This window comes from Bradyrhizobium ontarionense (genome assembly GCF_021088345.1).
GTDB lineage: Bacteria > Pseudomonadota > Alphaproteobacteria > Rhizobiales > Xanthobacteraceae > Bradyrhizobium > Bradyrhizobium ontarionense.
In genome coordinates, this window is record NZ_CP088156.1 from 1 (window position 1) to 21,446 (window position 21,446).

10 protein-coding genes, 2 tRNA genes and 3 rRNA genes are annotated in these 21,446 nt (G+C 63.3%); 9 read left to right on the forward strand and 6 right to left on the reverse strand.

The window, feature by feature from the left end; all coding sequences use genetic code 11:
- Positions 1 to 221: 221 nt before the first annotated feature.
- The 5 genes from LQG66_RS00005 (at position 222) to rrf (ending at position 5,806) form a co-directional block, all read left to right on the forward strand.
- Positions 222 to 1,710 (forward strand): 16S ribosomal RNA (locus LQG66_RS00005).
- A gap of 219 nt (positions 1,711 to 1,929) precedes the next feature.
- Positions 1,930 to 2,006: transfer RNA gene (locus LQG66_RS00010), tRNA-Ile, on the forward strand.
- 82 nt (positions 2,007 to 2,088) lie between these two features.
- Positions 2,089 to 2,164: transfer RNA gene (locus LQG66_RS00015), tRNA-Ala, on the forward strand.
- A gap of 535 nt (positions 2,165 to 2,699) precedes the next feature.
- A 23S ribosomal RNA gene (locus LQG66_RS00020) occupies positions 2,700 to 5,588 on the forward strand.
- Between the two features lie 103 nt (positions 5,589 to 5,691).
- Positions 5,692 to 5,806, forward strand: a 5S ribosomal RNA gene (gene rrf / locus LQG66_RS00025).
- Together the 16S, 23S and 5S rRNA genes with 2 tRNA genes alongside form the textbook arrangement of a ribosomal RNA operon.
- Positions 5,807 to 5,914: 108 nt before the next feature.
- Here rrf and LQG66_RS00030 read toward each other — a convergent pair.
- On the reverse strand, positions 5,915 to 6,649 hold the full coding sequence (locus LQG66_RS00030) for a hypothetical protein (RefSeq protein WP_231321994.1): 735 nt from the start codon (positions 6,647 to 6,649) through the stop codon (positions 5,915 to 5,917).
- 12 nt (positions 6,650 to 6,661) lie between these two features.
- The gene (locus LQG66_RS00035) at positions 6,662 to 8,749 is read right to left on the reverse strand and encodes a toll/interleukin-1 receptor domain-containing protein (protein WP_231321997.1); all 2,088 of its coding nucleotides are present in this window, start codon (positions 8,747 to 8,749) and stop codon (positions 6,662 to 6,664) included.
- A gap of 197 nt (positions 8,750 to 8,946) precedes the next feature.
- Between LQG66_RS00035 and LQG66_RS00040 the strand changes: the two genes are divergently transcribed.
- Entirely contained in the window at positions 8,947 to 9,345 is a 399-nt protein-coding gene (locus tag LQG66_RS00040) for a DOPA 4,5-dioxygenase family protein (RefSeq protein WP_231322000.1), read from the forward strand.
- 60 nt (positions 9,346 to 9,405) lie between these two features.
- Here LQG66_RS00040 and LQG66_RS00045 read toward each other — a convergent pair whose 3' ends face one another.
- The 3 genes from LQG66_RS00045 to LQG66_RS00055 all read right to left on the reverse strand — a co-directional run bounded on the left by LQG66_RS00045 (position 9,406) and on the right by LQG66_RS00055 (position 11,601).
- Positions 9,406 to 10,305, reverse strand: coding sequence for a CE1 family esterase (locus tag LQG66_RS00045; protein WP_425601272.1), 900 nt, complete (start codon positions 10,303 to 10,305; stop codon positions 9,406 to 9,408).
- Positions 10,296 to 11,183 carry a sterol desaturase family protein gene (locus LQG66_RS00050; protein ID WP_231322006.1) on the reverse strand — a complete coding sequence of 296 codons (888 nt, stop codon included), beginning with the start codon at positions 11,181 to 11,183 and terminating at the stop codon, positions 10,296 to 10,298. The genes LQG66_RS00045 and LQG66_RS00050 overlap by 10 nt, the downstream gene beginning before the upstream one ends.
- A 115-nt stretch (positions 11,184 to 11,298) precedes the next feature.
- Positions 11,299 to 11,601, reverse strand: coding sequence for a hypothetical protein (locus LQG66_RS00055; RefSeq protein ID WP_231322008.1), 303 nt, complete (start codon positions 11,599 to 11,601; stop codon positions 11,299 to 11,301).
- Positions 11,602 to 11,937: 336 nt separating this feature from the next.
- Here LQG66_RS00055 and LQG66_RS00060 point away from each other — a divergent pair, with 336 nt between their 5' ends.
- Genes LQG66_RS00060 through LQG66_RS00070 form a run of 3 tightly spaced genes read left to right on the forward strand, consistent with a single transcriptional unit; the run spans position 11,938 to position 19,470 of the window.
- Complete coding sequence (locus tag LQG66_RS00060; RefSeq protein WP_231322010.1) at positions 11,938 to 13,215, forward strand: efflux RND transporter periplasmic adaptor subunit; 1,278 nt, start codon at positions 11,938 to 11,940, stop codon at positions 13,213 to 13,215.
- A 4-nt stretch (positions 13,216 to 13,219) separates the two neighbouring features.
- Positions 13,220 to 16,393 (forward strand): efflux RND transporter permease subunit, encoded by a 3,174-nt coding sequence (locus LQG66_RS00065; protein WP_231322012.1) that lies wholly within the window; start codon positions 13,220 to 13,222, stop codon positions 16,391 to 16,393.
- On the forward strand, positions 16,390 to 19,470 hold the full coding sequence (locus LQG66_RS00070) for an efflux RND transporter permease subunit (protein WP_231322015.1): 3,081 nt from the start codon (positions 16,390 to 16,392) through the stop codon (positions 19,468 to 19,470). Before LQG66_RS00065 ends, LQG66_RS00070 begins: the two co-directional genes overlap by 4 nt.
- Before the next feature lie 219 nt (positions 19,471 to 19,689).
- On the opposite strand, the gene LQG66_RS00075 is transcribed toward LQG66_RS00070, so the two are convergent.
- Positions 19,690 to 20,994: a polysaccharide biosynthesis/export family protein gene (locus tag LQG66_RS00075; protein WP_231322017.1), complete on the reverse strand. Its 1,305-nt coding sequence runs from the start codon at positions 20,992 to 20,994 to the stop codon at positions 19,690 to 19,692.
- Positions 20,995 to 21,446: the final 452 nt, after the last annotated feature.

The following is a 21,446-nucleotide window of genomic DNA, read 5'->3' on the forward strand; positions in this document are numbered from 1 at the left end:
GGCTGTTTGACAAGTGAAGATGAAGAAAGAGAAACGTGGACGGCGGAGTCCTTGCGGGTCTCGGGATTGAGGGCTTCGGCTTTTGATTTCGGGATCGGACGAGAAGACTTCGGCGGACAATGTTTCAAAGGTAACACCATGGTTTTCGCGCTGTGAAGCGTGGAGATCGATTGGTGGGACCTCGTCAAACGTTGTGATCAGCCGGTTCAAGACTTCAAGTTCAACTTGAGAGTTTGATCCTGGCTCAGAGCGAACGCTGGCGGCAGGCTTAACACATGCAAGTCGAGCGGGCGTAGCAATACGTCAGCGGCAGACGGGTGAGTAACGCGTGGGAACGTACCTTTTGGTTCGGAACAACACAGGGAAACTTGTGCTAATACCGGATAAGCCCTTACGGGGAAAGATTTATCGCCGAAAGATCGGCCCGCGTCTGATTAGCTAGTTGGTGGGGTAATGGCCCACCAAGGCGACGATCAGTAGCTGGTCTGAGAGGATGATCAGCCACATTGGGACTGAGACACGGCCCAAACTCCTACGGGAGGCAGCAGTGGGGAATATTGGACAATGGGGGCAACCCTGATCCAGCCATGCCGCGTGAGTGATGAAGGCCCTAGGGTTGTAAAGCTCTTTTGTGCGGGAAGATAATGACGGTACCGCAAGAATAAGCCCCGGCTAACTTCGTGCCAGCAGCCGCGGTAATACGAAGGGGGCTAGCGTTGCTCGGAATCACTGGGCGTAAAGGGTGCGTAGGCGGGTCTTTAAGTCAGGGGTGAAATCCTGGAGCTCAACTCCAGAACTGCCTTTGATACTGAAGATCTTGAGTTCGGGAGAGGTGAGTGGAACTGCGAGTGTAGAGGTGAAATTCGTAGATATTCGCAAGAACACCAGTGGCGAAGGCGGCTCACTGGCCCGATACTGACGCTGAGGCACGAAAGCGTGGGGAGCAAACAGGATTAGATACCCTGGTAGTCCACGCCGTAAACGATGAATGCCAGCCGTTGGTGGGTTTACTCACCAGTGGCGCAGCTAACGCTTTAAGCATTCCGCCTGGGGAGTACGGTCGCAAGATTAAAACTCAAAGGAATTGACGGGGGCCCGCACAAGCGGTGGAGCATGTGGTTTAATTCGACGCAACGCGCAGAACCTTACCAGCCCTTGACATGTCCAGGACCGGTCGCAGAGATGTGACCTTCTCTTCGGAGCCTGGAGCACAGGTGCTGCATGGCTGTCGTCAGCTCGTGTCGTGAGATGTTGGGTTAAGTCCCGCAACGAGCGCAACCCCCGTCCTTAGTTGCTACCATTTAGTTGAGCACTCTAAGGAGACTGCCGGTGATAAGCCGCGAGGAAGGTGGGGATGACGTCAAGTCCTCATGGCCCTTACGGGCTGGGCTACACACGTGCTACAATGGCGGTGACAGTGGGAAGCTAAGGGGCAACCCTTCGCAAATCTCAAAAAGCCGTCTCAGTTCGGATTGGGCTCTGCAACTCGAGCCCATGAAGTTGGAATCGCTAGTAATCGTGGATCAGCACGCCACGGTGAATACGTTCCCGGGCCTTGTACACACCGCCCGTCACACCATGGGAGTTGGCTTTACCTGAAGGCGGTGCGCTAACCAGCAATGGAGGCAGCCGACCACGGTAGGGTCAGCGACTGGGGTGAAGTCGTAACAAGGTAGCCGTAGGGGAACCTGCGGCTGGATCACCTCCTTTCTAAGGATGGCTCTTCAGCAAGCTTCGATCTTCGGATCGTCTGCTTCTATCGAGCTGTTTTAGAAACATCAGGGGCCACCGAGATCGCCAGATCTTGGATGAGCTCCATTGGCGGGATTTCGCCGTCTTCGTTTCTCTTTCTTCGCGGACGAACACGCTGCCTGGGGCTGCGCTGCATCGGCCTTCACGGGCAGGGTGGCAACGCGCTTCAAGCGGTACGGGCTTGTAGCTCAGTTGGTTAGAGCGCGCGCTTGATAAGCGTGAGGTCGGAAGTTCAAGTCTTCCCAGGCCCACCAGCCTTCGCGCCTAGCGGCGCTTCGGCTCGGCAAGCCAATCGTCTCGACGATCGCGCTGCTTTGCATTCGTCTTTCCGGTTATGGGGCCTTAGCTCAGCTGGGAGAGCGCGTGCTTTGCAAGCATGAGGTCGTCGGTTCGATCCCGACAGGCTCCACCAGCCTTCGCGCCTGCGGCGCTTCGGCTCGGCAAGCCAGCCGATCGAGCCCGGCTAGTTCGACTGAATGCAGTCGATGATGCGCGAAGGCTGCCGCGCCGAAGCCCGATAGGGCGTAGGCGGGCTGTGCCTCTGGGCTGGCTGTGACCGACAAACAATTCGTCCGCGAGACAACACTTCGCATCTTCTGGTCCTCACCGGGACTACAGAAGACTGCGTGTTATCTGACATCGTGAAGAGGAGATCGATCCGAGTAGGGTCGTGCAATGAAGTGCCACCGCGCAAGCGGTCCGCGTTTCGACTTTGCACTGACGCCTTCACTATCTCCGGGTCATTTCGGCGCAGGCTGGAAGCTGTGAAGCATCCCGTCTGTTGTAAATGACTCTGTTAGCTGCGCTTGACCGCACGGCTATCGGTTCGATCTTAAGAAGCAAGCTGGTCTTTCTAATCATTGTCCGCGCTGCTCTACGCCTTGTCCTTCGGGGCGGGTGGGAGCGGTGAACATTCTGCCGAGTGTGTGGACATTGATAATGAGAGCAATCAAGTGCCTTAAGGGTGTTCGGTGGATGCCTTGGCGCTGAGAGGCGATGAAGGACGTGCTACGCTGCGATAAGCCGTGGGGAGCTGCGAAGAAGCTTTGATCCGCGGATTTCCGAATGGGGAAACCCACCTTCGATAGCCGGAACTCCAAGACCTCGTGTGAACTGACTTCGGTCGGAGACGCGATGTTTTGGTGTTTTAAGCAGAGATGCTTGGAAGCCAGATCGAGGCACGTAAGTGCTGAGGTTTTGGATTTCCGGTTATCAAGAGAAGGTATGAGACTTCTGAATACATAGGAGGTTTCAAGCGAACCCAGGGAACTGAAACATCTAAGTACCTGGAGGAAAGGACATCAACCGAGACTCCGCTAGTAGTGGCGAGCGAACGCGGACCAGGCCAGTCATGAATGCAAGCCAACCAGAACCTGTCAGGAAAGCAGGGCCTCAGAGGGTGATAGCCCCGTATGGGTAATGCAAGCATTCATGCTCGAGTAAGGCGGGACACGAGCAATCCTGTCTGAACATGGGGGGACCACCCTCCAAGCCTAAGTACTCCTCAGCGACCGATAGTGAACCAGTACCGTGAGGGAAAGGTGAAAAGCACCCCGACGAGGGGAGTGAAATAGACCTGAAACCGGACACCTACAAACAGACGGAGCCCAAGATGCGTTCTGGGTGACGTCGTACCTTTTGTATTATGGGCCAGCGACTTAATTTAACGAGCAAGCTTAAGCCGATAGGCGTAGGCGTAGCGAAAGCGAGTCTGAATAGGGCGTCAAGTTCGTTGTATTAGACCCGAAACCTAGTGATCTAGCCATGAGCAGGTTGAAGGTGAGGTAACACTCACTGGAGGACCGAACGGGTGCCTGTTGAAAAAGGCTCCGATGACTTGTGGTTAGGGGTGAAAGGCCAATCAAACTGGGAAATAGCTGGTTCTCCGCGAAAGATATTTAGGTATCGCCTCGGACGAATACCTCAGGGGGTAGAGCACTGGATGGGCTAGGGGGACTTACCGTCTTACCAAACCCAACCAAACTCCGAATACCTGAGAGTACTATCCGGGAGTCACACGGCGGGTGCTAACGTCCGTCGTGGAGAGGGAAACAACCCTGACCTACAGCTAAGGCCCCCAATTCGTGGCTAAGTGGGAAAGGATGTGGAAATCCCAAAACAACCAGGAGGTTGGCTTAGAAGCAGCCATCCTTTAAAGAAAGCGTAACAGCTCACTGGTCTAAATAAGGGTTTCTGCGCCGAAGATGTAACGGGGCTCAAGCCACGAGCCGAAGCTTAGGGTGCATCCTTCATTGGATGCGCGGTAGCGGAGCGTTCTGTAAGCCTGCGAAGGGCGACCCGTGAGGGCGCCTGGAGGTATCAGAAGTGCGAATGCTGGCATGAGTAACGACAAACACTGTGAAAGACAGTGTCGCCGAAAGTCCAAGGGTTCCTGCGTAAAGTTAATCTTCGCAGGGTTAGCCGGTCCCTAAGGCGAGGCCGAAAGGCGTAGTCGATGGGAATGCAGTGAATATTCTGCAGCCAGTGGATGGTGACGAATCCCGTGTGTTGTCCGACCTTACTGGATTGGTTGGGCTTCGAAGGGGTTCCAGGAAATAGCCTCCACATTAGACCGTACCCGAAACCGACACAGGTGGACTGGTAGAGTATACCAAGGCGCTTGAGAGAACTATGTTGAAGGAACTCGGCAATTTACCTCCGTAACTTCGGGATAAGGGGGCCCATTGCGTGCGCAAGCACGTCGTGGGGGCACAGACCAGGGGGTGGCAACTGTTTAACAAAAACACAGGGCTCTGCGAAATCGTAAGATGACGTATAGGGTCTGACGCCTGCCCGGTGCCGGAAGGTTAAGAGGAGAGGTGCAAGCCTTGAATTGAAGCCCCGGTAAACGGCGGCCGTAACTATAACGGTCCTAAGGTAGCGAAATTCCTTGTCGGGTAAGTTCCGACCTGCACGAATGGCGTAATGACTTCCCCGCTGTCTCCAACATAGACTCAGTGAAATTGAATTCCCCGTGAAGATGCGGGGTTCCTGCGGTCAGACGGAAAGACCCCGTGCACCTTTACTGTAGCTTTGCGCTGGTATTCGTGACTGTTTGTGTAGAATAGGTGGTAGACTTTGAAGCTCGGGCGCCAGCTCGGGTGGAGTCGCAATGTGAAATACCACCCTGATGGTTATGGATATCTAACCGCATCCCGTTATCCGGGATCGGGACAGCGCATGGTGGGCAGTTTGACTGGGGCGGTCGCCTCCCAAAGAGTAACGGAGGCGTGCGAAGGTAGGCTCAGAACGGTCGGAAATCGTTCGTCGAGTATAATGGCATAAGCCTGCCTGACTGCGAGATCTACGAATCGAGCAGAGACGAAAGTCGGTCATAGTGATCCGGTGGTCCCGCGTGGATGGGCCATCGCTCAACGGATAAAAGGTACGCCGGGGATAACAGGCTGATGACGCCCAAGAGTCCATATCGACGGCGTCGTTTGGCACCTCGATGTCGGCTCATCACATCCTGGGGCTGGAGAAGGTCCCAAGGGTTCGGCTGTTCGCCGATTAAAGTGGTACGTGAGCTGGGTTCAGAACGTCGTGAGACAGTTCGGTCCCTATCTGCCGTGGGTGTTGGAATGTTGAGAGGATTTGCCCCTAGTACGAGAGGACCGGGGTGAACGTACCTCTGGTGGAGCTGTTGTCGCGCCAGCGGCAGTGCAGCATAGCTATGTACGGACGGGATAACCGCTGAAGGCATCTAAGCGGGAAACCCACCTCAAAACGAGCATTCCCTTGAGAACCGTGGAAGACGACCACGTTGATAGGCCGGGTGTGGAAGTGCAGCAATGCATGTAGCTTACCGGTACTAATCGTTCGATTGGCTTGATTGCTCTCATTTTCAGTGTCCATCACTGCAAACTGAGACGAAACGACCTTCACGAAGATCTCGCACGAGATCTTCGGCTTGCTTCTTACCTCGATGTCCTTCGCCGGCCTGGTGGTCTTAGCGAGGAGCCTGAACCCGATCCCATCCCGAACTCGGCCGTTAAACTCCTCAGCGCCAATGGTACTATGGCTCAAGCCCTGGGAGAGTAGGTCGCTGCCAGGCCTGCAAAGGACATCCCCTCTTCACAATCTCAAAACGACAACGCCGCGCTGAAACCTCAGCGCGGCGTTGTCGTTTGTCATGGCGTCAGCTTGAATTCCTGCGCGGAGTTCACCGCTGCTCGCTCCATAGCGAGCCGACATCGGCCTTCTTTCGGTAGGTGCTGAGGTCGAGGTTCTCCATCTCGGGATCATCGCCTTCCGGGCCGTGCAGTGCGTAGCCGTAGCCGCGCGGCAGCGCAGGCGACGCCAGCAGCCACTCGTAGGAGCTCGTGAACATGCCCTGTCCGAGATCCGGCACGTGGAATACGCCCGATGCGTTGGTCCTTTCGAGATACTGGCGCACCGTCGCATCGAACTTTCGTGCGAACGGCCGCGGATCGTCGCGCGGCTTGAGCCGGTAGTGTTCCCAGGTATCGTATTTCGAATCGCACTCCAGGTCCGGGACGGCGTTCTTGAAGCAGTCCGGAAGATTCAAGGGAATCACCATCTCCCGGCCGTGCCCGAGCCCGGTCAGATTGGCCAGCGGGAGCTGGCGACCGCTCTCCGGATCGTAGTGGATGTGCGAGCTCAACCCGAGGCAGACGCTTTCCAGCGAGAATCGCCGTGCGCGGAAGTGCTGCAGCAGTTCGTTCGACACCGACAGCTTCGGGTTGCCGGCGCCCTCGCAGGAGTTCGGGAACGGACGCATGCGCAGGTCGCGTATCGCGATGCCCTGATCGGCCAGATCACGCGCGGTCATGTCGATCAGCGCAAGCTTCGCATCGTCGGCGCGCGCCCCGTGGCACGCTACCGGCGCGAGCGCCATGGTCAGGCCGAGCAGAGCGGCAGCTCGCAATGTCATCATGAGACCCTCCCTCTATTGCCGCTGCGGCGCTTCCGCCGCGGCATTGACCGCCGTTAGTCCGGCTTCGAGCTCTGCCATCAGCGGGTGGACATGGCCGCGTTGCCGAAGGACTGCGAAATCCTCGCGCATCTGCCGCCGCAGGCCGGCGGCATCGTCCGGCGCTGCCTGGCTGAGTTGCCGGTAGACGGTCCTTGCCGTGTCGGTGTCACCCGACAGCATCAGGGCATGGGCGTAGTTCAGTCTCACCCAGTCGAGCTGCGGCGACAATTCGACGGCGCGCTGGCCGACCCACAAGGCGCGCTCGAACTTCCCGTCATTGAGCGCGTACCAACACACCGTGCCCAGCGCACGGCGCATCCGCGTCAGCTTGTCCTTGTTGGCATCGGCATCGATGCTGGCCGCAAGCAGGTACTGCTCGGCCATTTCGCGTGCCTCGGCGACCCGGTCGATCTGCAGCATCAGCCGGCTGGAGCGCCGATAGGCCTCGGTCAGCTCGCTCATCCAGCCGGGGTCCTCGACCGACGTCGCCAGCTGCTCGCGGATCTGGAGCGCGCGCCAGAACTGATCGATGGCAGCGTCGGACTTGCCCATCTGCCCCAGGAGCTTTCCCATGTTCTCGCGCATCGCGGCGGCGTCGCGATGCCAGCTCGGCGCAGCGGTGTCGGCCGCAATGGCGCGGTCGAGCAGCTCGGTTCCGCGCTTGAAATCGGCGAGCGAGTCATTGCTTCTGCCGAGCAGATCGAGCGCCTGTGCGCGTCGGTCCAGGCTCGAGGCGACGTCACGCTGCGTGGCGTGCGCCGCGCGGTCGATCTCGGCGAGATCGCCATAGGTCTGCAGGTCCTTGTCGGCCCAGCGCAATGCCTCGTCGGCCTTCCTGAGCTTGAGCAGCGCCTCCGCCACGCCCTGATAGGCGGTGGAGAGGGCGCGCTTCAGATCGGCTCGCGCAGGTTCGGAAGCGGCAAGCGGCTCGAGATGCGACACCGTTTCACGATAGAGATCGAGCGCGTCCTCGGCCCGTCCGAGGTCCAGCTCTAGGCTGCCAAGGCGAGCCAGCGCTCCGCCCAATTGCTCTGCTGCGAGCGGCTGCATCGCGGTGTCCTTCGCAAGCTCGCGCCACAGCGCGACGGCCTCGCGGAAATGCCGTTCCCGCTCCGGCGGGTCGGACAGTTCTCCGATGCGTTGGTGCAGGACGGCAGCGCCCTTCTGCCAGGTCGGGGCGTCCGACCCGGCAATGGCCTGCGGTTCGGCGATGGCCAGACAAGCAATCAGGATTTTGAGCGCGGCATCGCCATCCCGAACCTTGAGCGCAGTTACCGCGACGGCATCGTAGTCCGGGAAATACTCGGGTATGCAGGGCGGTGCCTGCGGTGCGGCAGCCGACGTCTCGCGCGTCTTCCGGATCCGAAGCGCGAGCGCCTGCACGCTCCGATCGGCCGTGCCCTGGACCTGGTTCAGCGCACGCATGGCACGGCGCTGCTCGGCCTCAGCCTGATCCCTGGCCTGGATCGCCGCCCAGGCCTGCCAGAGCGCAGCGGCGGCGGTGATCAACAGCACCAGGGCAGCGATCGAGAAGATGCGCTGCCGCATCGTTTCCTGGCGGGTGTGGTTGAAGCTGCGCACCAGCTCGGCGACGATCCGGTCGCTCGGCTCGCCGTCCGGATCATCCAGCGTTTCCGCAAGGCGCAGCCAGTCGCGCTGCCGCGCGATCGACGCCAGCGGGGCATCGGCCGGGGCGCCCGCCAAGGCGCCGTTGAGATCGAGGATCACAGGACCGACGTCGCCGGCCATGGCGGCCGTGACCTCGCGCCGGACCCATTCCGAGCGGAACGCGCCGGGACGGCCGATGACGACGATCTTGCGGCTCTTGAGCACCTGGCGGCGGGTCTCGCGCCGGAGATCTGCGCCGGCCACATATTCAGTCTGATCGAGAAAAACGCGGAAGCCGGCCTGCTCGAGCCGGTCCTTGAGGCGCTGCGGAAGATGCATGCCGTCAGCGCGGCTGTAGGACAGAAAGAAATCGTAGCCGAACACGCGATCGACCAGCCGCGTCATGAAGCGCTCTGGCGTCAGCTGCTCATCTTGGGGCGCGGATACGGTCATGGCGATCGCAACCTCGGGTCGAGCCGCGACAGCAGAGCACCGCGTCACGATCTCGACAAGCCGTTTTGCAGCGGTCCTGGCTGCATTACACTATCATTCGACAGAGAGTTCGGAGGCTCTGGCGATGTGGTAGCGTTGCCCTTGCGTGGGCGGATGCGCAGCCCTGCCAATGGAACCCAAAAGCGGGGGGTGGGGAGATGCCGCAGCAGCTGAGCACGATCGCGAGTTTTCACGCTCACATCTACTATGACGAGGAGACGCGCGCCGAGGCCGAGCAGTTGCGCCGCTGGATCGCCGAGCGCTTCGTGGTGACGCTCGGGCGATGGCACGACGCGCTGGTCGGGCCTCACGAGCGCTCCATGTATCAGGTTGCCTTCGCGGTCGAGGTGTTTCCAGCCCTGGTGCCGTGGCTGATGCTCAATCACGGCCGCCTCAGCGTGCTCGTCCATCCGAACACGACGCAGCCGCTGGCCGATCATACGGCGCACGCCTTGTGGATCGGACCGCCGCTCGGCATCCGCGAGGAGAAGCTGCCGGAGCAAAGCGAGGCCGAGCTGCCGCGCGAGCCGAATACGGCGCCGAGCCATCCGGCATGATGTGCGATGCGTCGCCGCCGACTAAAATTGGTGCGGCCGCTGAGGCCGCAGGCCTGAGCCCTACAGAGGCCGGTCGAGGTCGAACGCCTCCAGGATGATGTCTGCACTCTCGATATCGAAATTGCTCGCGCCGAGCAGGCGCGGGGCAAGCGCACGGCGGCCGGGTAGGGCATGTCCACCGCCTTCGACGCGATATAGTGACACCCCGCCATTCACCTTGCAGTTGCGCCAGGTGATCTGCGTCACGGTCGTGCCGCTCGCGAAATCCCGATGCGGCAGTGCTTCCGCGCTGCGCGAACCGCACCCGGCACGCTGGGCAAAGAACTCGGCCGTCTTGTCCACGCTCCACACCCGTCCGCGGCCGCCGCGCAGTCCGACCTCGCCGCCGCGATAGGGCACCATGGGGTCGGCCGTGCCGTTGATCATGACGACCGGCACGGGCCTGGCGGCGCAGGGGACGATTCCCTCGGGCATGTTGGCGATGACGGTGCCGATGCCGGCAAACAGCTCGGGCGCCTTACAGGCAAGCCTGAAGCTCATCATGCCGCCGTTCGAAATGCCGGCGAGATAGATGCGCCTGGGATCGGCGACGTGGTCGGCGACGAGCTGCCGGACGAGCATCCGGATGAAGCCGACATCGTCAGGTCCTCCGGCCTTGCCGGTGCGGCCGTCATTCCATTGCCGATCCAGTCCGTCGGGAAACACGGCCGTGAAATCCCGGCGCGCGGCGGCCTCGGCGAAGCCGGTCGTGCGCGCGGTCCCAGTGCCGCTGCCGAGTGCGCCATGGAGCACGATCACGGTGGGATGCGGCCCGCCGCCGGCCTGAACCACCAGTGCATGACGCGGCCCATCCTGCGTGTCGATGGTGATGTCGCGATCGAACGCCTGTGCCGCAACGGAGGCGAGGGTGGCCGCGGCCACGACGACCACGGCGGAGAGAAAGCGCGATGTCACGAGCATGTCTCCTGTCTGTCTGGAAATTGGTGCGGTGAAGAGCTGCGAGCGTCGCCGGGCCGAGCCAGCAGCACCCGCAAACGCGAGCCCCAGTTCGGGGCTCTGGCGACGTCGCGGCCCATCGCGATCCATTCGTGCAGCGCGATCCGGAACGGATTGAAGCTCGGTGCAACGCCGACGAGGCCGTAGCGAAGCGGTTCGGCGGCGGGAGCCTCCGCGAACGTGCCGAACAGGCGATCGAAGATGACGAGAACGCCGCCATAGTTGCGATCGAGGCACGACTCGTTCGAAGCGTGATGAACGCGATGATGTGCCGGCGTGTTCAGTACATATTCGAGTGGGCCGAGACGCGGCGTGAGCTCGGTGTGAATCAAGAACTGATAGAGCAGGTTGAGCCCGAGCATGCCGATAACGGCGAGCGGGTGGAAGCCGAGCAGCGCCAGCGGCAGATAAAAAACGAAATGGCCCGAGATCTCCCCGGTCCAGCCGAGGCGTATCGCGGCGGTCAGGTTGAGACGGGTCGACGAATGATGGACGGCATGCGTGGCCCAGAGCCAGCGGATCCGGTGCGAGGCGCGATGATGCCAGTAGTAGAAGAACTCGCTACCCAAGAAGAGGCCGAGCAGAGCCGCAGGGCGGATCGGATCGAAGTCGAAGATGCGATGGCGATAGATGACGACGAATGGAAATGCCGCGACCACGGCCAGACCCGCGCGGATCAGGTTCTGTCCGATCGCGACGGCGAACGAGGCCACGGTCTCGCGCAGGTCGTGGGTGTCGCGCCGGGCGAGCCGGCCGAGCCCGTATTCCAGCACCATGAAGCCGAGCGCGGTCAGGAGCACGATCATGCGCGTCGACGGCGTGACGGCGGAGAAAGCATGCATGACGGAGCATCCGACCTTGTCGTACGGTGATGGTGCCGATCCGCCGCCGGGGCGGCGAGCAGACCGGCGAGAGGCGCGGCAGCGGCGCCGAGAGCTGTCGGCGCCGCACCCTCGCTCAGCGGGTCACGGTACGGCTGTAGCTATAGGCATTGCCGCGCGGCCCCGTGCCCTGGCCCTGCCGGGTGCAGCTTCCGCCGCTGCAGCTTGCCGATCCCGAGCGGGACCAGCTGTTGCCGGCCGGGCCGGTGCCGCCGCCCTGCCAGGAGCAGGCGCCGCCTGAGCAGCTGCCGGAACCGCCGAAGGAGGCCGTTCCGCGTGGTCCTGTGACGGAGCCGCTGCGCGTCCAGGCATTGGCGTCCACCGCGGCCGCTGCCGAAAGGGCAGCTACGAGCAACAAGGTACCGATGGATTTCTTCATGTCAGTCTCCCGAGCTTGATCCCTCAGGCGATCGTCGCCTGCAGGGGGGACACTGCGTGTTCGATGTCTCGTCCAGATGCACCGACGATATCGTTTGGTTGCGGTGATTGGATGTCTTGTAACGGCGCGTAACGGGCGAGCCCGCGAGTTGCCGCGGTCGGCAAATTCGTCGCACAATTCGACGACTATCCGATCCTGTCCCGGGGCGCGATGCCGGCGGTGCATGGTTGCTGCGGTTCCAGATACCTGCTACGTTCTGTAGCAGATTGGGGCAGAGGCGCGCGCCCCGAACAGTGCTTTGGTTGCATGGCGCCTTTTCAGGGTTGGCGGGGACCGATGGGCGGAGGTGACCAGAGTCGAGCGAAGCGCAGCGGCTTCGCGCGCCGGCTTGCAATTGCCATCGTCGTGGCCGCCGCTGCCGCGGCGATTCTCTATGTCGAGACGGCAGTGCCGACCCTGCCTCGGACCGCGGCAGACTGGCTGATGGCGCAATGGCGCCCCGCCGTCGAGGACCCTGCGCCGCCGCGCCCGGCCGTACAGGTCAAGGTCGTGGCGGTGCGGCGCGAGGACATGCCGATCTTCCTCAACAGCATCGGCAACGTCCAGGCCTACAACGCCGTCAACGTGCAGAGCCGGGTCGACGGCGAAATCACCCAGATCCTGTTTCAGGAGGGCCAGAAGGTCGAGCAGGGCGATGCGCTCGCGATCATCGATCCGCGGCCGCTCAAGGCGCAGCTCGATCAACAGCTGGCGATCCTGCAGAAGGACGAGGCGCTGCTCGCCGGCGCCGAGCTCGATCTCGACCGTTACGAGACGCTGTCGAAAACGTCCGCGGTGTCGCGCCAGCAGCTCGAGCAGCAGCGCGCGCTGGTCGACCAGTACAGGGCGCAGATCAAGAACGATCATGCACAGATCGACTACGCGCGCACCCAGCTCGGCTTCACCACGATTCGCGCGCCGCTCTCCGGCCGCATCGGCATCCGCCAGGTCGACCAGGGCAATTTCGTCCGCGCCAGCGCGCCGTCGACGATCGCCACCATCACCCAGCTGCAGCCGATCTCGGTGATCTTCACCGTCTCGGCCGCAGCGCTGTCGCAGACGCAGTTGGTGCCCGGGCAGGCCAAGGCGCCGGTCTCGGCCTATGACCAGGACAACGTCACCGAGCTCGACAAGGGCAGCATCGAGCTCGTCGACAATCAGGTCGATCCCGCGACCGGCACCATCAAGCTGAAGGCGAGCTTTCCCAACGCGGCGCAGAAGCTGTGGCCTGGCAACTTCGTCAATGGCCGCATCACGCTCGACATACGCCGCGACGGCGTCACCGTGCCTGCCGTCGCCGTCCGTCACGGCACGCTGGGCGATTTCGTCTGGCTGGTGCGGCCCGACCAGACCGTTGCCGTACGTGGCGTCGGCGTCGCCCAGATCCATGACGGCCGGGCGCTGATCAGTCGCGGCCTGGCGCGCGCCGACCAGGTCGTCGTCGAGGGCTTCTTCCGGCTCGAGCCCGGCGCGAAAATCGAGATCATCGAGGATGGACCGGCGCCGGCCAATCCGCCGGCCAACAAGCCGCCGCCGGCGAAGAAGCAGACGAGCTCGGCCACGGAAAGGGGATAGGCCCGTGATCTCCACGCCCTTCATCCTGCGGCCGGTCGCGACGACCCTGTTCATCATCGGCCTCGTGCTGCTCGGCGCGCTCGGCTATCGCCTGCTGCCGGTGGCGCCGCTGCCGAGCGTGGATTATCCGACCATCCAGGTGGTGACGTCCTATCCGGGCGCGTCGGCGCAGGTGGTCGAGACCTCGGTCACGACCCCGCTGGAGCATTATTTCGGCGTGATCTCGGGGCTCGAGCTGATGAGCTCGACGAGCTCCTTCGGCGTCAGCCAGATCACGCTGCAGTTCAACCTCAACCGCAACATCGACAGTGCGGCGCAGGACGTGCAGGCGGCCATCAATGCCGCCGCCGGCTGGCTGCCGATGAGCATGCTGCCGAGCCCGCCAGTCTATCATCAGGTCAATCCGGCCGATACGCCGGTCTTGATCCTGGCGCTGACCTCGGACTCGATGCCGCTGCACGAGGTCAATGATTATGCGCTGACGATCCTGGTGCCGAAACTGTCACAGGTGTCCGGCGTCGGCGAGGTAACGATCGAGGGCGGCCAGACCCGCGCGGTGCGGCTGCAGATCAATCCGACCCGCATCGCGGGTCTTGGCATGTCTCTGGAGGACGTGCGGAGTGGGATCTCCGCGACGACGGTGTCGAACCCGAAAGGATCGCTCGACGGTCCGCGCCAGTCGTTCCTGGTCGATGCCAACGACCAGCTGTTCAGCGCCGACACCTATCAGGATGCGGTCATCGCCTATCGCAATGGCGCTCCGGTTTTCTTGAAGGACGTCGGCCGCGCCGTCGACAGTGTCGAGGATGCCGAGCAGGCGGCCTGGTACATGGGCCGGCAAGCCGTCCTGCTCGACATCCAGCGCCAGCCGGGCGCCAACACGCTGCAGCTGGTCGATGCGATCCGCGCCGCGCTGCCGCGCCTGCAGGCATCGCTCCCGGCCCAGATCAAGGTCGCCGTCGTCACCGACCGCACGGCGACGATCCGAGCCGCGATCTGGGACGTGCAGTTCACCCTGGTGCTGACCGTGATCCTGGTCGTGCTGGTGATCTTCCTGTTCCTGCGCAAGCTATGGGCGACGGTCATTCCAGGCATCGCGTTGCCGGTGTCGCTGATCGCGACCTTCGGTGCGATGGCGCTGTGCGGCTTCAGCCTCGACAACCTGTCGCTGATGGCGCTGACGATCGCCTCCGGCTTCGTCGTGGACGACGCCATCGTCATGATCGAGAACATCGCGCGCCATGTCGAGGAGGGCGAAGAGCCGTTGGCGGCGGCGCTGAAGGGCGCACGCCAGATCGGCTTCACCATCGTGTCGCTGACGGTGTCGCTGATCGCGGTATTCATTCCGCTATTGCTGATGGGCGGCGTGGTCGGACGGCTGTTCCGGGAGTTCGCGATCACGCTGTCGATTGCGATTCTGGTCTCGGCCGTAGTGTCGCTGACCCTTACGCCGATGATGTGCGCGAAACTGCTGCGCGCCGATGATGCGCCGAAAGGCGGGCTGCTGCGCTGGAGCGAGGCCGCGTTCGACGTTTCGGCCAGGCTCTATGAGCGGACGCTCGATGTCGTGCTGCGTTATCGCAGCGTGACGTTGCTGTTCACGATCCTGACCATGCTCGTGACCGGGCTGCTGTTCTGGACGGTCAACAAGGGCTTCCTGCCGCTGCAGGACACCGGGCTGATCGTGGCCACCACCGATGCCCCGCAGGACATTTCCTTTGCCGCGATGGCGGCGCGCCAGCGCGAGGTCGCCGATCTCATCCAGCGCGATCCAGCCGTGGTCGCGGTCGACAGCTTCGTCGGGGCGGGTTCGGTCAACGCGACCCTGAACAGCGGCCGGATCTACATCGACATCGGCGCGCCGGAAGGCCGCAAGGACGGCATCCGCGCGGTGATGGACCGCCTCCACGCGGCGACGGCCGGCCTGCGTGACGTGACGGTGCATCTGCAGGCTGCGCAGGACCTGCAGATCGAGACCCGGGCGACACGCACGCAATATCAATATGTGCTGCAGGATCTCGATGGGGCTGAGCTCAGGGTGTGGAGCGAGCGGCTGCTGGCGGCACTGCACGAGCGCGGCGAACTGTCCGACGTCGCCAGCGACCGGCAGGACGAGGGGCTGCAGCTATCGGTCGCGATCGACCGCAAGGCGGCCGCACGTTACGGCGTCACCATGAACAGTATCGACCAGACGCTGTACGATGCGTTCGGCCAGCGCCAGATCACGACCGTCTATGGCCCGCTGACGCAGTACCGCGTCATCCTGGAGGTCGACCCTGCGTTCCGGCGTGATGACGACATCCTCAGCAAGATCTATATCAGTCCGGCCAGCGCGCAATCGGCGAGCCTCGATCAGCAGGCGAGCGGCATCGGCGCCAGTTTCACCGGGGCCGCCGCCCAGATTCCGCTGTCGGCCGTGGCGCGCGTCGAGCGGCGTTCCGCGCCGCTGCTCAGCGCCCATCAGGGCCTGTTCCCGGCCACCACCATCTCCTTCAACGTTGCTCCCGGGGTCGCGCTCGGCACCGCGGTCGAGGCGCTGCACCGGACCGAACGTGACATCGGCATGCCGTCCTCGGTCACGACCAGCCTCGCAGGCTCGGCGGCGGAATTCGCGACCTCGCTGCAAAGCGAGCCGTGGCTGCTGCTCGCGGCCATCGTCACCGTCTACATCGTGCTCGGCATTCTCTACGAGAGCTACATCCACCCGATCACGATCCTGTCGACGCTGCCGTCGGCCGGAATCGGCGCGATCCTGGCCCTGATGCTGTTCGGCCGCGATCTCGATCTGATCGCGCTGATCGGGATCGTGCTCTTGATCGGCATCGTCAAGAAGAATGCGATCATGATGGTCGACTTCGCGCTCTCGGCCGAGCGCGAAGAGGGGCTGTCGTCGTTCGCGGCGATCCGCAAGGCCTGCCTGCTGCGCTACCGGCCGATCATGATGACGACCATGGCGGCGCTGTTCGGTGCGCTGCCGCTCGCGCTCGGCACCGGGACCGGCGCGGAGCTGCGCCAGCCGCTCGGGATTTCGATCGTGGGCGGGTTGATCCTGTCGCAGATCATCACGCTGTATACGACGCCGGTGATCTATCTCGCCTTCGCTTCGCTGACGGGCGCCGTGACGGCAAGGCCTGCGCCTGCAATGCGCGCCGCCACCGAGTCCGAGGCGGGGCCATGAACATCTCGCAGCCCTTCATCGCGCGGCCTGTCGCGACATCGCTGATCATGATCGGCGTAATGCTGCTCGGTCTCGTCGCGTTCTTTCGGCTGCCGATCGCCTCGCTGCCGTCGGTCGAGCGCCCGACCATCGTCATCAATGCACCGTTCCCGGGCGCGAGCCCGACGACCGTGGCCACAGCGCTGACGCAGCCGCTCGGGCGCAGCATCGGGCTGATCCCCGGCATTACCGAGATGTATGCGACGAGCGAGCTCGGCAGCGCCACCATCGTGGTCCAGTTCGAGCTGCAGAAGAGCGTCGATGCCGCCTATGGCGCGGTGCAGGCGGCGATGAAGAACGCCGCGCCGGACCTGCCGAAGGGGCCATGGCCGCCTTACGCCTTCAAGGCCAATCCCAACGGCTTCGCGCCGATCCTGCTTGCCATGACCTCGGACGTGGTGCCGATGAGCGAGGTCTACAACCTCGCCGACAGCGTGGTGTCGCCCAAGCTGTCGGAGCTGCCCGGCGTGGCGCGGGTCTATATCTACGGCGCCGAGCGCCACGCCGTGCGCATCCAGGTGCGGCCGGATCTCCTCGCCAGCATGAATTTGTCGCTCGAGCGCGTTCGCCTCGCGATCGTCGCGGCGTCGCAGAACCGGCCCAAGGGCGCGCTCGCGGTCGATGCGCAGCGCTACACGATCGAGGCCGACGACCAGCTGCTGTGGGCCGACGATTACCGCGATCTCGTCGTCGCATGGCGCAATGGCGCGCCGGTCCGGCTCGCCGATATCGCTTTGATCACCGACGGCGTGATCAACGGCCGCGTCGCCGGCTGGTTCGGCACGAGCCGCGCGGTGATCCTCTATGTCTACAAGCAGCCCGACGCCAACGTCGTGGAGACGGTCGACGCCGTCAAAGCTCTGATCCCGCAATTCGAGCACTGGCTGCCGCCGGCCATCAAGCTGCACACGGTCTATGACCGCACCACGCTGATCCGGGCGTCGGTGCGCGATGTCGAGCAGACCCTGCTGATCGCCGTCGTGCTGGTGATCGTGATCATCGCGGTGTTTCTGAAGCGGCTTGCGGCGACGATGATTCCCAGCGTCACCATCCCGGTGTCGCTCGCGGCCACGCTGGCGGCGATGTATCTGTGCGATTTCAGCCTCGATAACCTGTCGCTGATGGCGCTGACGATTGCTGCCGGGTTCGTCGTCGACGACGCCGTGATCGTGATCGAGAACGTGATCCGGCGGATGGAGCAGGGCGAGACGGCGCTGCAGGCGGCGATCGCAGGATCGCGGCAGATGGGCTTCACGGTGATCTCGGTGACGGCCGCGCTGGTGGCGGCCCTGATTCCGGTGCTGTTCATGCCCGACATCGTCGGCCGCTATTTCCTCGAATTCGGCGCGACGCTCGTGATCGCCATCATCGGCTCGGCGCTGGTGTCGCTGACCTTGACGCCGATGTTGTGCAGCCGTTGGCTGGTCCGTGATGAGCAGGGCGCGCCGTCATCGCAGCGGAATCCGTCGTGGCCGATGCGCGCCTATGCGCGCAGCCTCGACTGGGCCCTGCATCATCGCGTGCTGTCGCTGCTGGCGACGCTGACGCTGACCGGCGCCTCGGTCTGGCTGTATCTGGGGCTGCCGAAATCGTTCATGCCGACCCAGGACACCGGCGTCATGCTGGTGCGGACCGTCGCGCAATCCAACATCTCGTTCCCGGCGATGGAGGATCGCCAGCGCACCGTCGGCGAGCTGCTGCTGAGCGATCCTGCGGTGTCCGGCCTGACCTCCTATATCAGCGATGCGCCGCGCAGCATCGGCTTCCTGGTGGTGGCGCTGAAGTCGCTCGAATCCGGCCGGCCGCCGATCCAGCAGGTGATCCAGCGGCTGCGCGAGCGCACGGCCCGTATCGACGGCGTGCGGGTGTTCTTCATTCCGCTGCAGGACCTCAATGTCGGCGCGCAGGGTGGCTCCGCACGCTACCAGTACAGCCTGTGGGGAACGGACGAGACCGAGGTGCACCGCGCCGGAGAAGCCATGGTGCGGCGCTTCCGCACGCTGCCTGGCGTGATCGATGTCGTTCCGGACTGGGAGACGGGCGGCCTGCAGGCCGGCCTCACCATCAGCCGCGCCCGGGCGGCCTCGCTCGGCGTCACGCCGTTCGGGATCGACAACACGCTCAACGACGCCTTCGGCCAGCGCCAGGTCAATCTGCTTTATTTCCCGACAAATTTCGCGCGCGTCATCTACGAGATCGATCCGTCGACCGCCACGGATCCCTCGATCTTCACACGCCTCTACGTTCCGAGCGCCACGGGAGCTGCCGTTCCGATGGCGGCGTTGACCACCCCCAAGCGGGCGCATAGTGCGATGTGGGAACATCATAGTTCGCAATTTCCCGCCCGCACGATCTCGTTCGACGTCAAGCCCGGCGCGGCGCCGAAGCAGGTGCTGGACGCCATCCGTGGCGAGGAGGCCGCCGTGCGGCTGCCCGACGGAGTCAGCGCCGAATTTCGCGGCGAGGCGCGGGAGGTGGAGAAGTCGCCGCAGCGGCAGATCTTCCTGTTCGTGGCCGCCATCATCACGATCTATCTCGTGCTCGGCATGCTCTACGAGAGCTACGTCCACCCGCTGACGATCCTCTCGACCCTGCCGTCGACTGCGTTCGGCGCGCTTCTGGCGCTCAAGATCGTCGGACTGCCGTTCTCGTTGATCACCACCATCGCCTGCATTCTTGTCGTCGGTCTCGTGATGAAGAACGCGATCATGATGGTGGATTTCGCGATCGAGCTGCAGCGCCACGAGGGATACGCGGCGCGGGACGCGATCAGCAGCGCGGCCGCGCAGCGGCTGCGTCCGATCGTGATGACGACGCTGACCGGGATCTTCAGCGCGCTGCCGATCGCGTTCGGCACCGGGCCGGGCCACGAGCTGCGGCAGCCGCTCGGGATCGCAATCGTCGGTGGATTGATCGTGGCGCAGGTCTTCACCCTGTTCACGACGCCGGTGATCTACATGGTGATGGACCGGGTGAGCAGGGCGCGGTCGCTGGCCAGTCCGGTCATGGCCGGCAGGCAGCCAGCGCCCGCAGCCTGACACGAGGGGAAGCCGCAGCGCGGGCGCCATGAGACCGCGGACCGCAACCAGGCTAAAGCGGCCGGTCGAGATCGAACGCGTCCGGGACCACCTCCGCGCTTTGGAGGTCGAACTTGCTGGAGCGCAGCAGCGGCCGTCAGCCGCGGTTTGCATCCGTCTGGCGGATGCTATCGATGATTGCCGGGCGGATCAGGCACATGCCCGTCGGCCCGGTCGGATTCACCATTTGGTCTTGACTGCGGTGTTGACGTTGGTGACGGCATTGGCCGTGCTCGACGTGGCGGCCGCCGTGTTGTTGATCAGGGTCAGCAGCTTGTAGTAGTCGACGACCTTGGCGTTGGCGACGTACATCACGTCCTTGCTGCGCATCTGAAAGCCCGAGGCCAGCAACATGCCGGAGGGATCGCGCAGGTTGAGGTGATAGATCGTCGGGATGCGGTCGTAGACGAAACGGGTTGTATCGACCCCCAGCTTCTGCAGCAGCGGCCGCTCCTCGTAGCGATACAGGAAGACCTCGGCCGGATCCGACTGCTGGTCGTTCAGGCCGCCAGCCTTGCCGATGGACTGCGCGAGCGTCAGCGTCTCGGTATCGAACGAGATCTCGGAGTTGAAGCCGAAGACGTTCTGGTTGAGCGCGCCGAGCGCCGTGAAGGTCGGCGATTCGCGCGTGATGTAGATGACGTCGTTCGGGCGGATGAAGATGTTCTCGCGCGGATCCTGCACGACGCGGCTCAACAAGACGCGCACCCGCTTGCCGTCCCGCTGCAGCGTCACGTAGCTTTCGATGGCTTCGTGTTTCGGGCCGCCGGCGCGCGCGATCAAGGCCAGCAGGCGCTCGCCCACGCTGTTGAGGGGCAGGACGCCCGGCGTGTTGACGTCGCCGAGAACGCTGACCACGCTCGAATGCTGCTGGTTCAGGCTCACCACGACCTGCGGCTCCAGCGCGCGCTTCTGCAGTCGGAACACGATCTCCTGTTCGATCTCGGGGAGAGTCCGTCCCGCAGCGCTGACCTCGCCTGCGTAGGGCACGCGGATGTTGCCCTTCTGGTCGACCGCCTGCGCGGGCAGATCGACGAAGTTGCCGGGACGAGCTCCGGCGGCCGTTGGGGGCGTGAACAGGCCGCCAGCGGCGGCCTCGAAAATCGAGACGTTCAGGACGTCGCCAATGCCCGCGACCTGGACCGGCTTGGGCCGCTTGTCCGGAAACACGCCCTGAAACGTGATCAGGTTCGGCTGCGACAGGAAACCGATGGTCTCGGGACTGATGTCCACCAGCGCATAAGGCAGGGCGGTATTCGACCTGACGCTGGCCGTGGCGTTGTCACTCACCGCGTCGCTGGTGGGACCAGTCCCGGGAAGCCACGAACAGGCCGGCAGAGCGATCAGGAGCGCCGAGGCCACGAGGGTGCGCACGCCCCGGCGAAGCGGATGAAACCAGCTTCGGCTCGACGCGCTGCTGCGGATGCGCGACCCGGCACCGCTGGTCGATCCGTCCGACGCAGGCGGATTGATGAAGCCGTTCAAACGCATCCTCGGATACAACAAAAAAGTTTCCCCACGTCGCCCCCTCACGAACGGAGGAAGGACGCATCCCACTCTGTTTCTAACCTATCTGGCGGCTATCCCAGGTGAAAGCGCACGACTGTCCGGCAAGACGGGCTTTTGCCCACCGTGCCAATTAGGTCACAGTCCGCCCTCACCAAAGTACCGTCCATCCAGGATGACCCATCGATATCGGCGACATCCGCAACGGGGCACCGTCCAACAGACCATCAGAGACTATTGGAAACAGAAACCCGTTGAGTATCGGTTATTCGAGTCGGGTCCGAGTCGCGACGGACCGCTAATCCAAGCGGCTGGCACTGCGCGGCACGATAAGGGGAATTCCGACAGCCCGGCCAGTGACCGGGATGGCAGCATCCCTGCGCACGCCGGATCGCGGACCGGCCCGGTCGGTCCAGATGGCTCTGCCCGCG

What these genes read in the sequence shown, in the direction of transcription:
- LQG66_RS00070 (WP_231322015.1), top strand. Translation starts at nt 16,390, where the DNA reads ATGAACATCTCGCAGCCCTTCATCGCGCGGCCTGTCGCGACATCGCTG.
- LQG66_RS00035 (WP_231321997.1), bottom strand. Translation starts at nt 8,749, where the DNA reads ATGACCGTATCCGCGCCCCAAGATGAGCAGCTGACGCCAGAGCGCTTC.
- LQG66_RS00030 (WP_231321994.1), bottom strand. Translation starts at nt 6,649, where the DNA reads ATGATGACATTGCGAGCTGCCGCTCTGCTCGGCCTGACCATGGCGCTC.
- LQG66_RS00050 (WP_231322006.1), bottom strand. Translation starts at nt 11,183, where the DNA reads ATGCATGCTTTCTCCGCCGTCACGCCGTCGACGCGCATGATCGTGCTC.
- LQG66_RS00040 (WP_231322000.1), top strand. Translation starts at nt 8,947, where the DNA reads ATGCCGCAGCAGCTGAGCACGATCGCGAGTTTTCACGCTCACATCTAC.
- LQG66_RS00055 (WP_231322008.1), bottom strand. Translation starts at nt 11,601, where the DNA reads ATGAAGAAATCCATCGGTACCTTGTTGCTCGTAGCTGCCCTTTCGGCA.
- LQG66_RS00045 (WP_425601272.1), bottom strand. Translation starts at nt 10,305, where the DNA reads ATGCTCGTGACATCGCGCTTTCTCTCCGCCGTGGTCGTCGTGGCCGCG.
- LQG66_RS00060 (WP_231322010.1), top strand. Translation starts at nt 11,938, where the DNA reads ATGGGCGGAGGTGACCAGAGTCGAGCGAAGCGCAGCGGCTTCGCGCGC.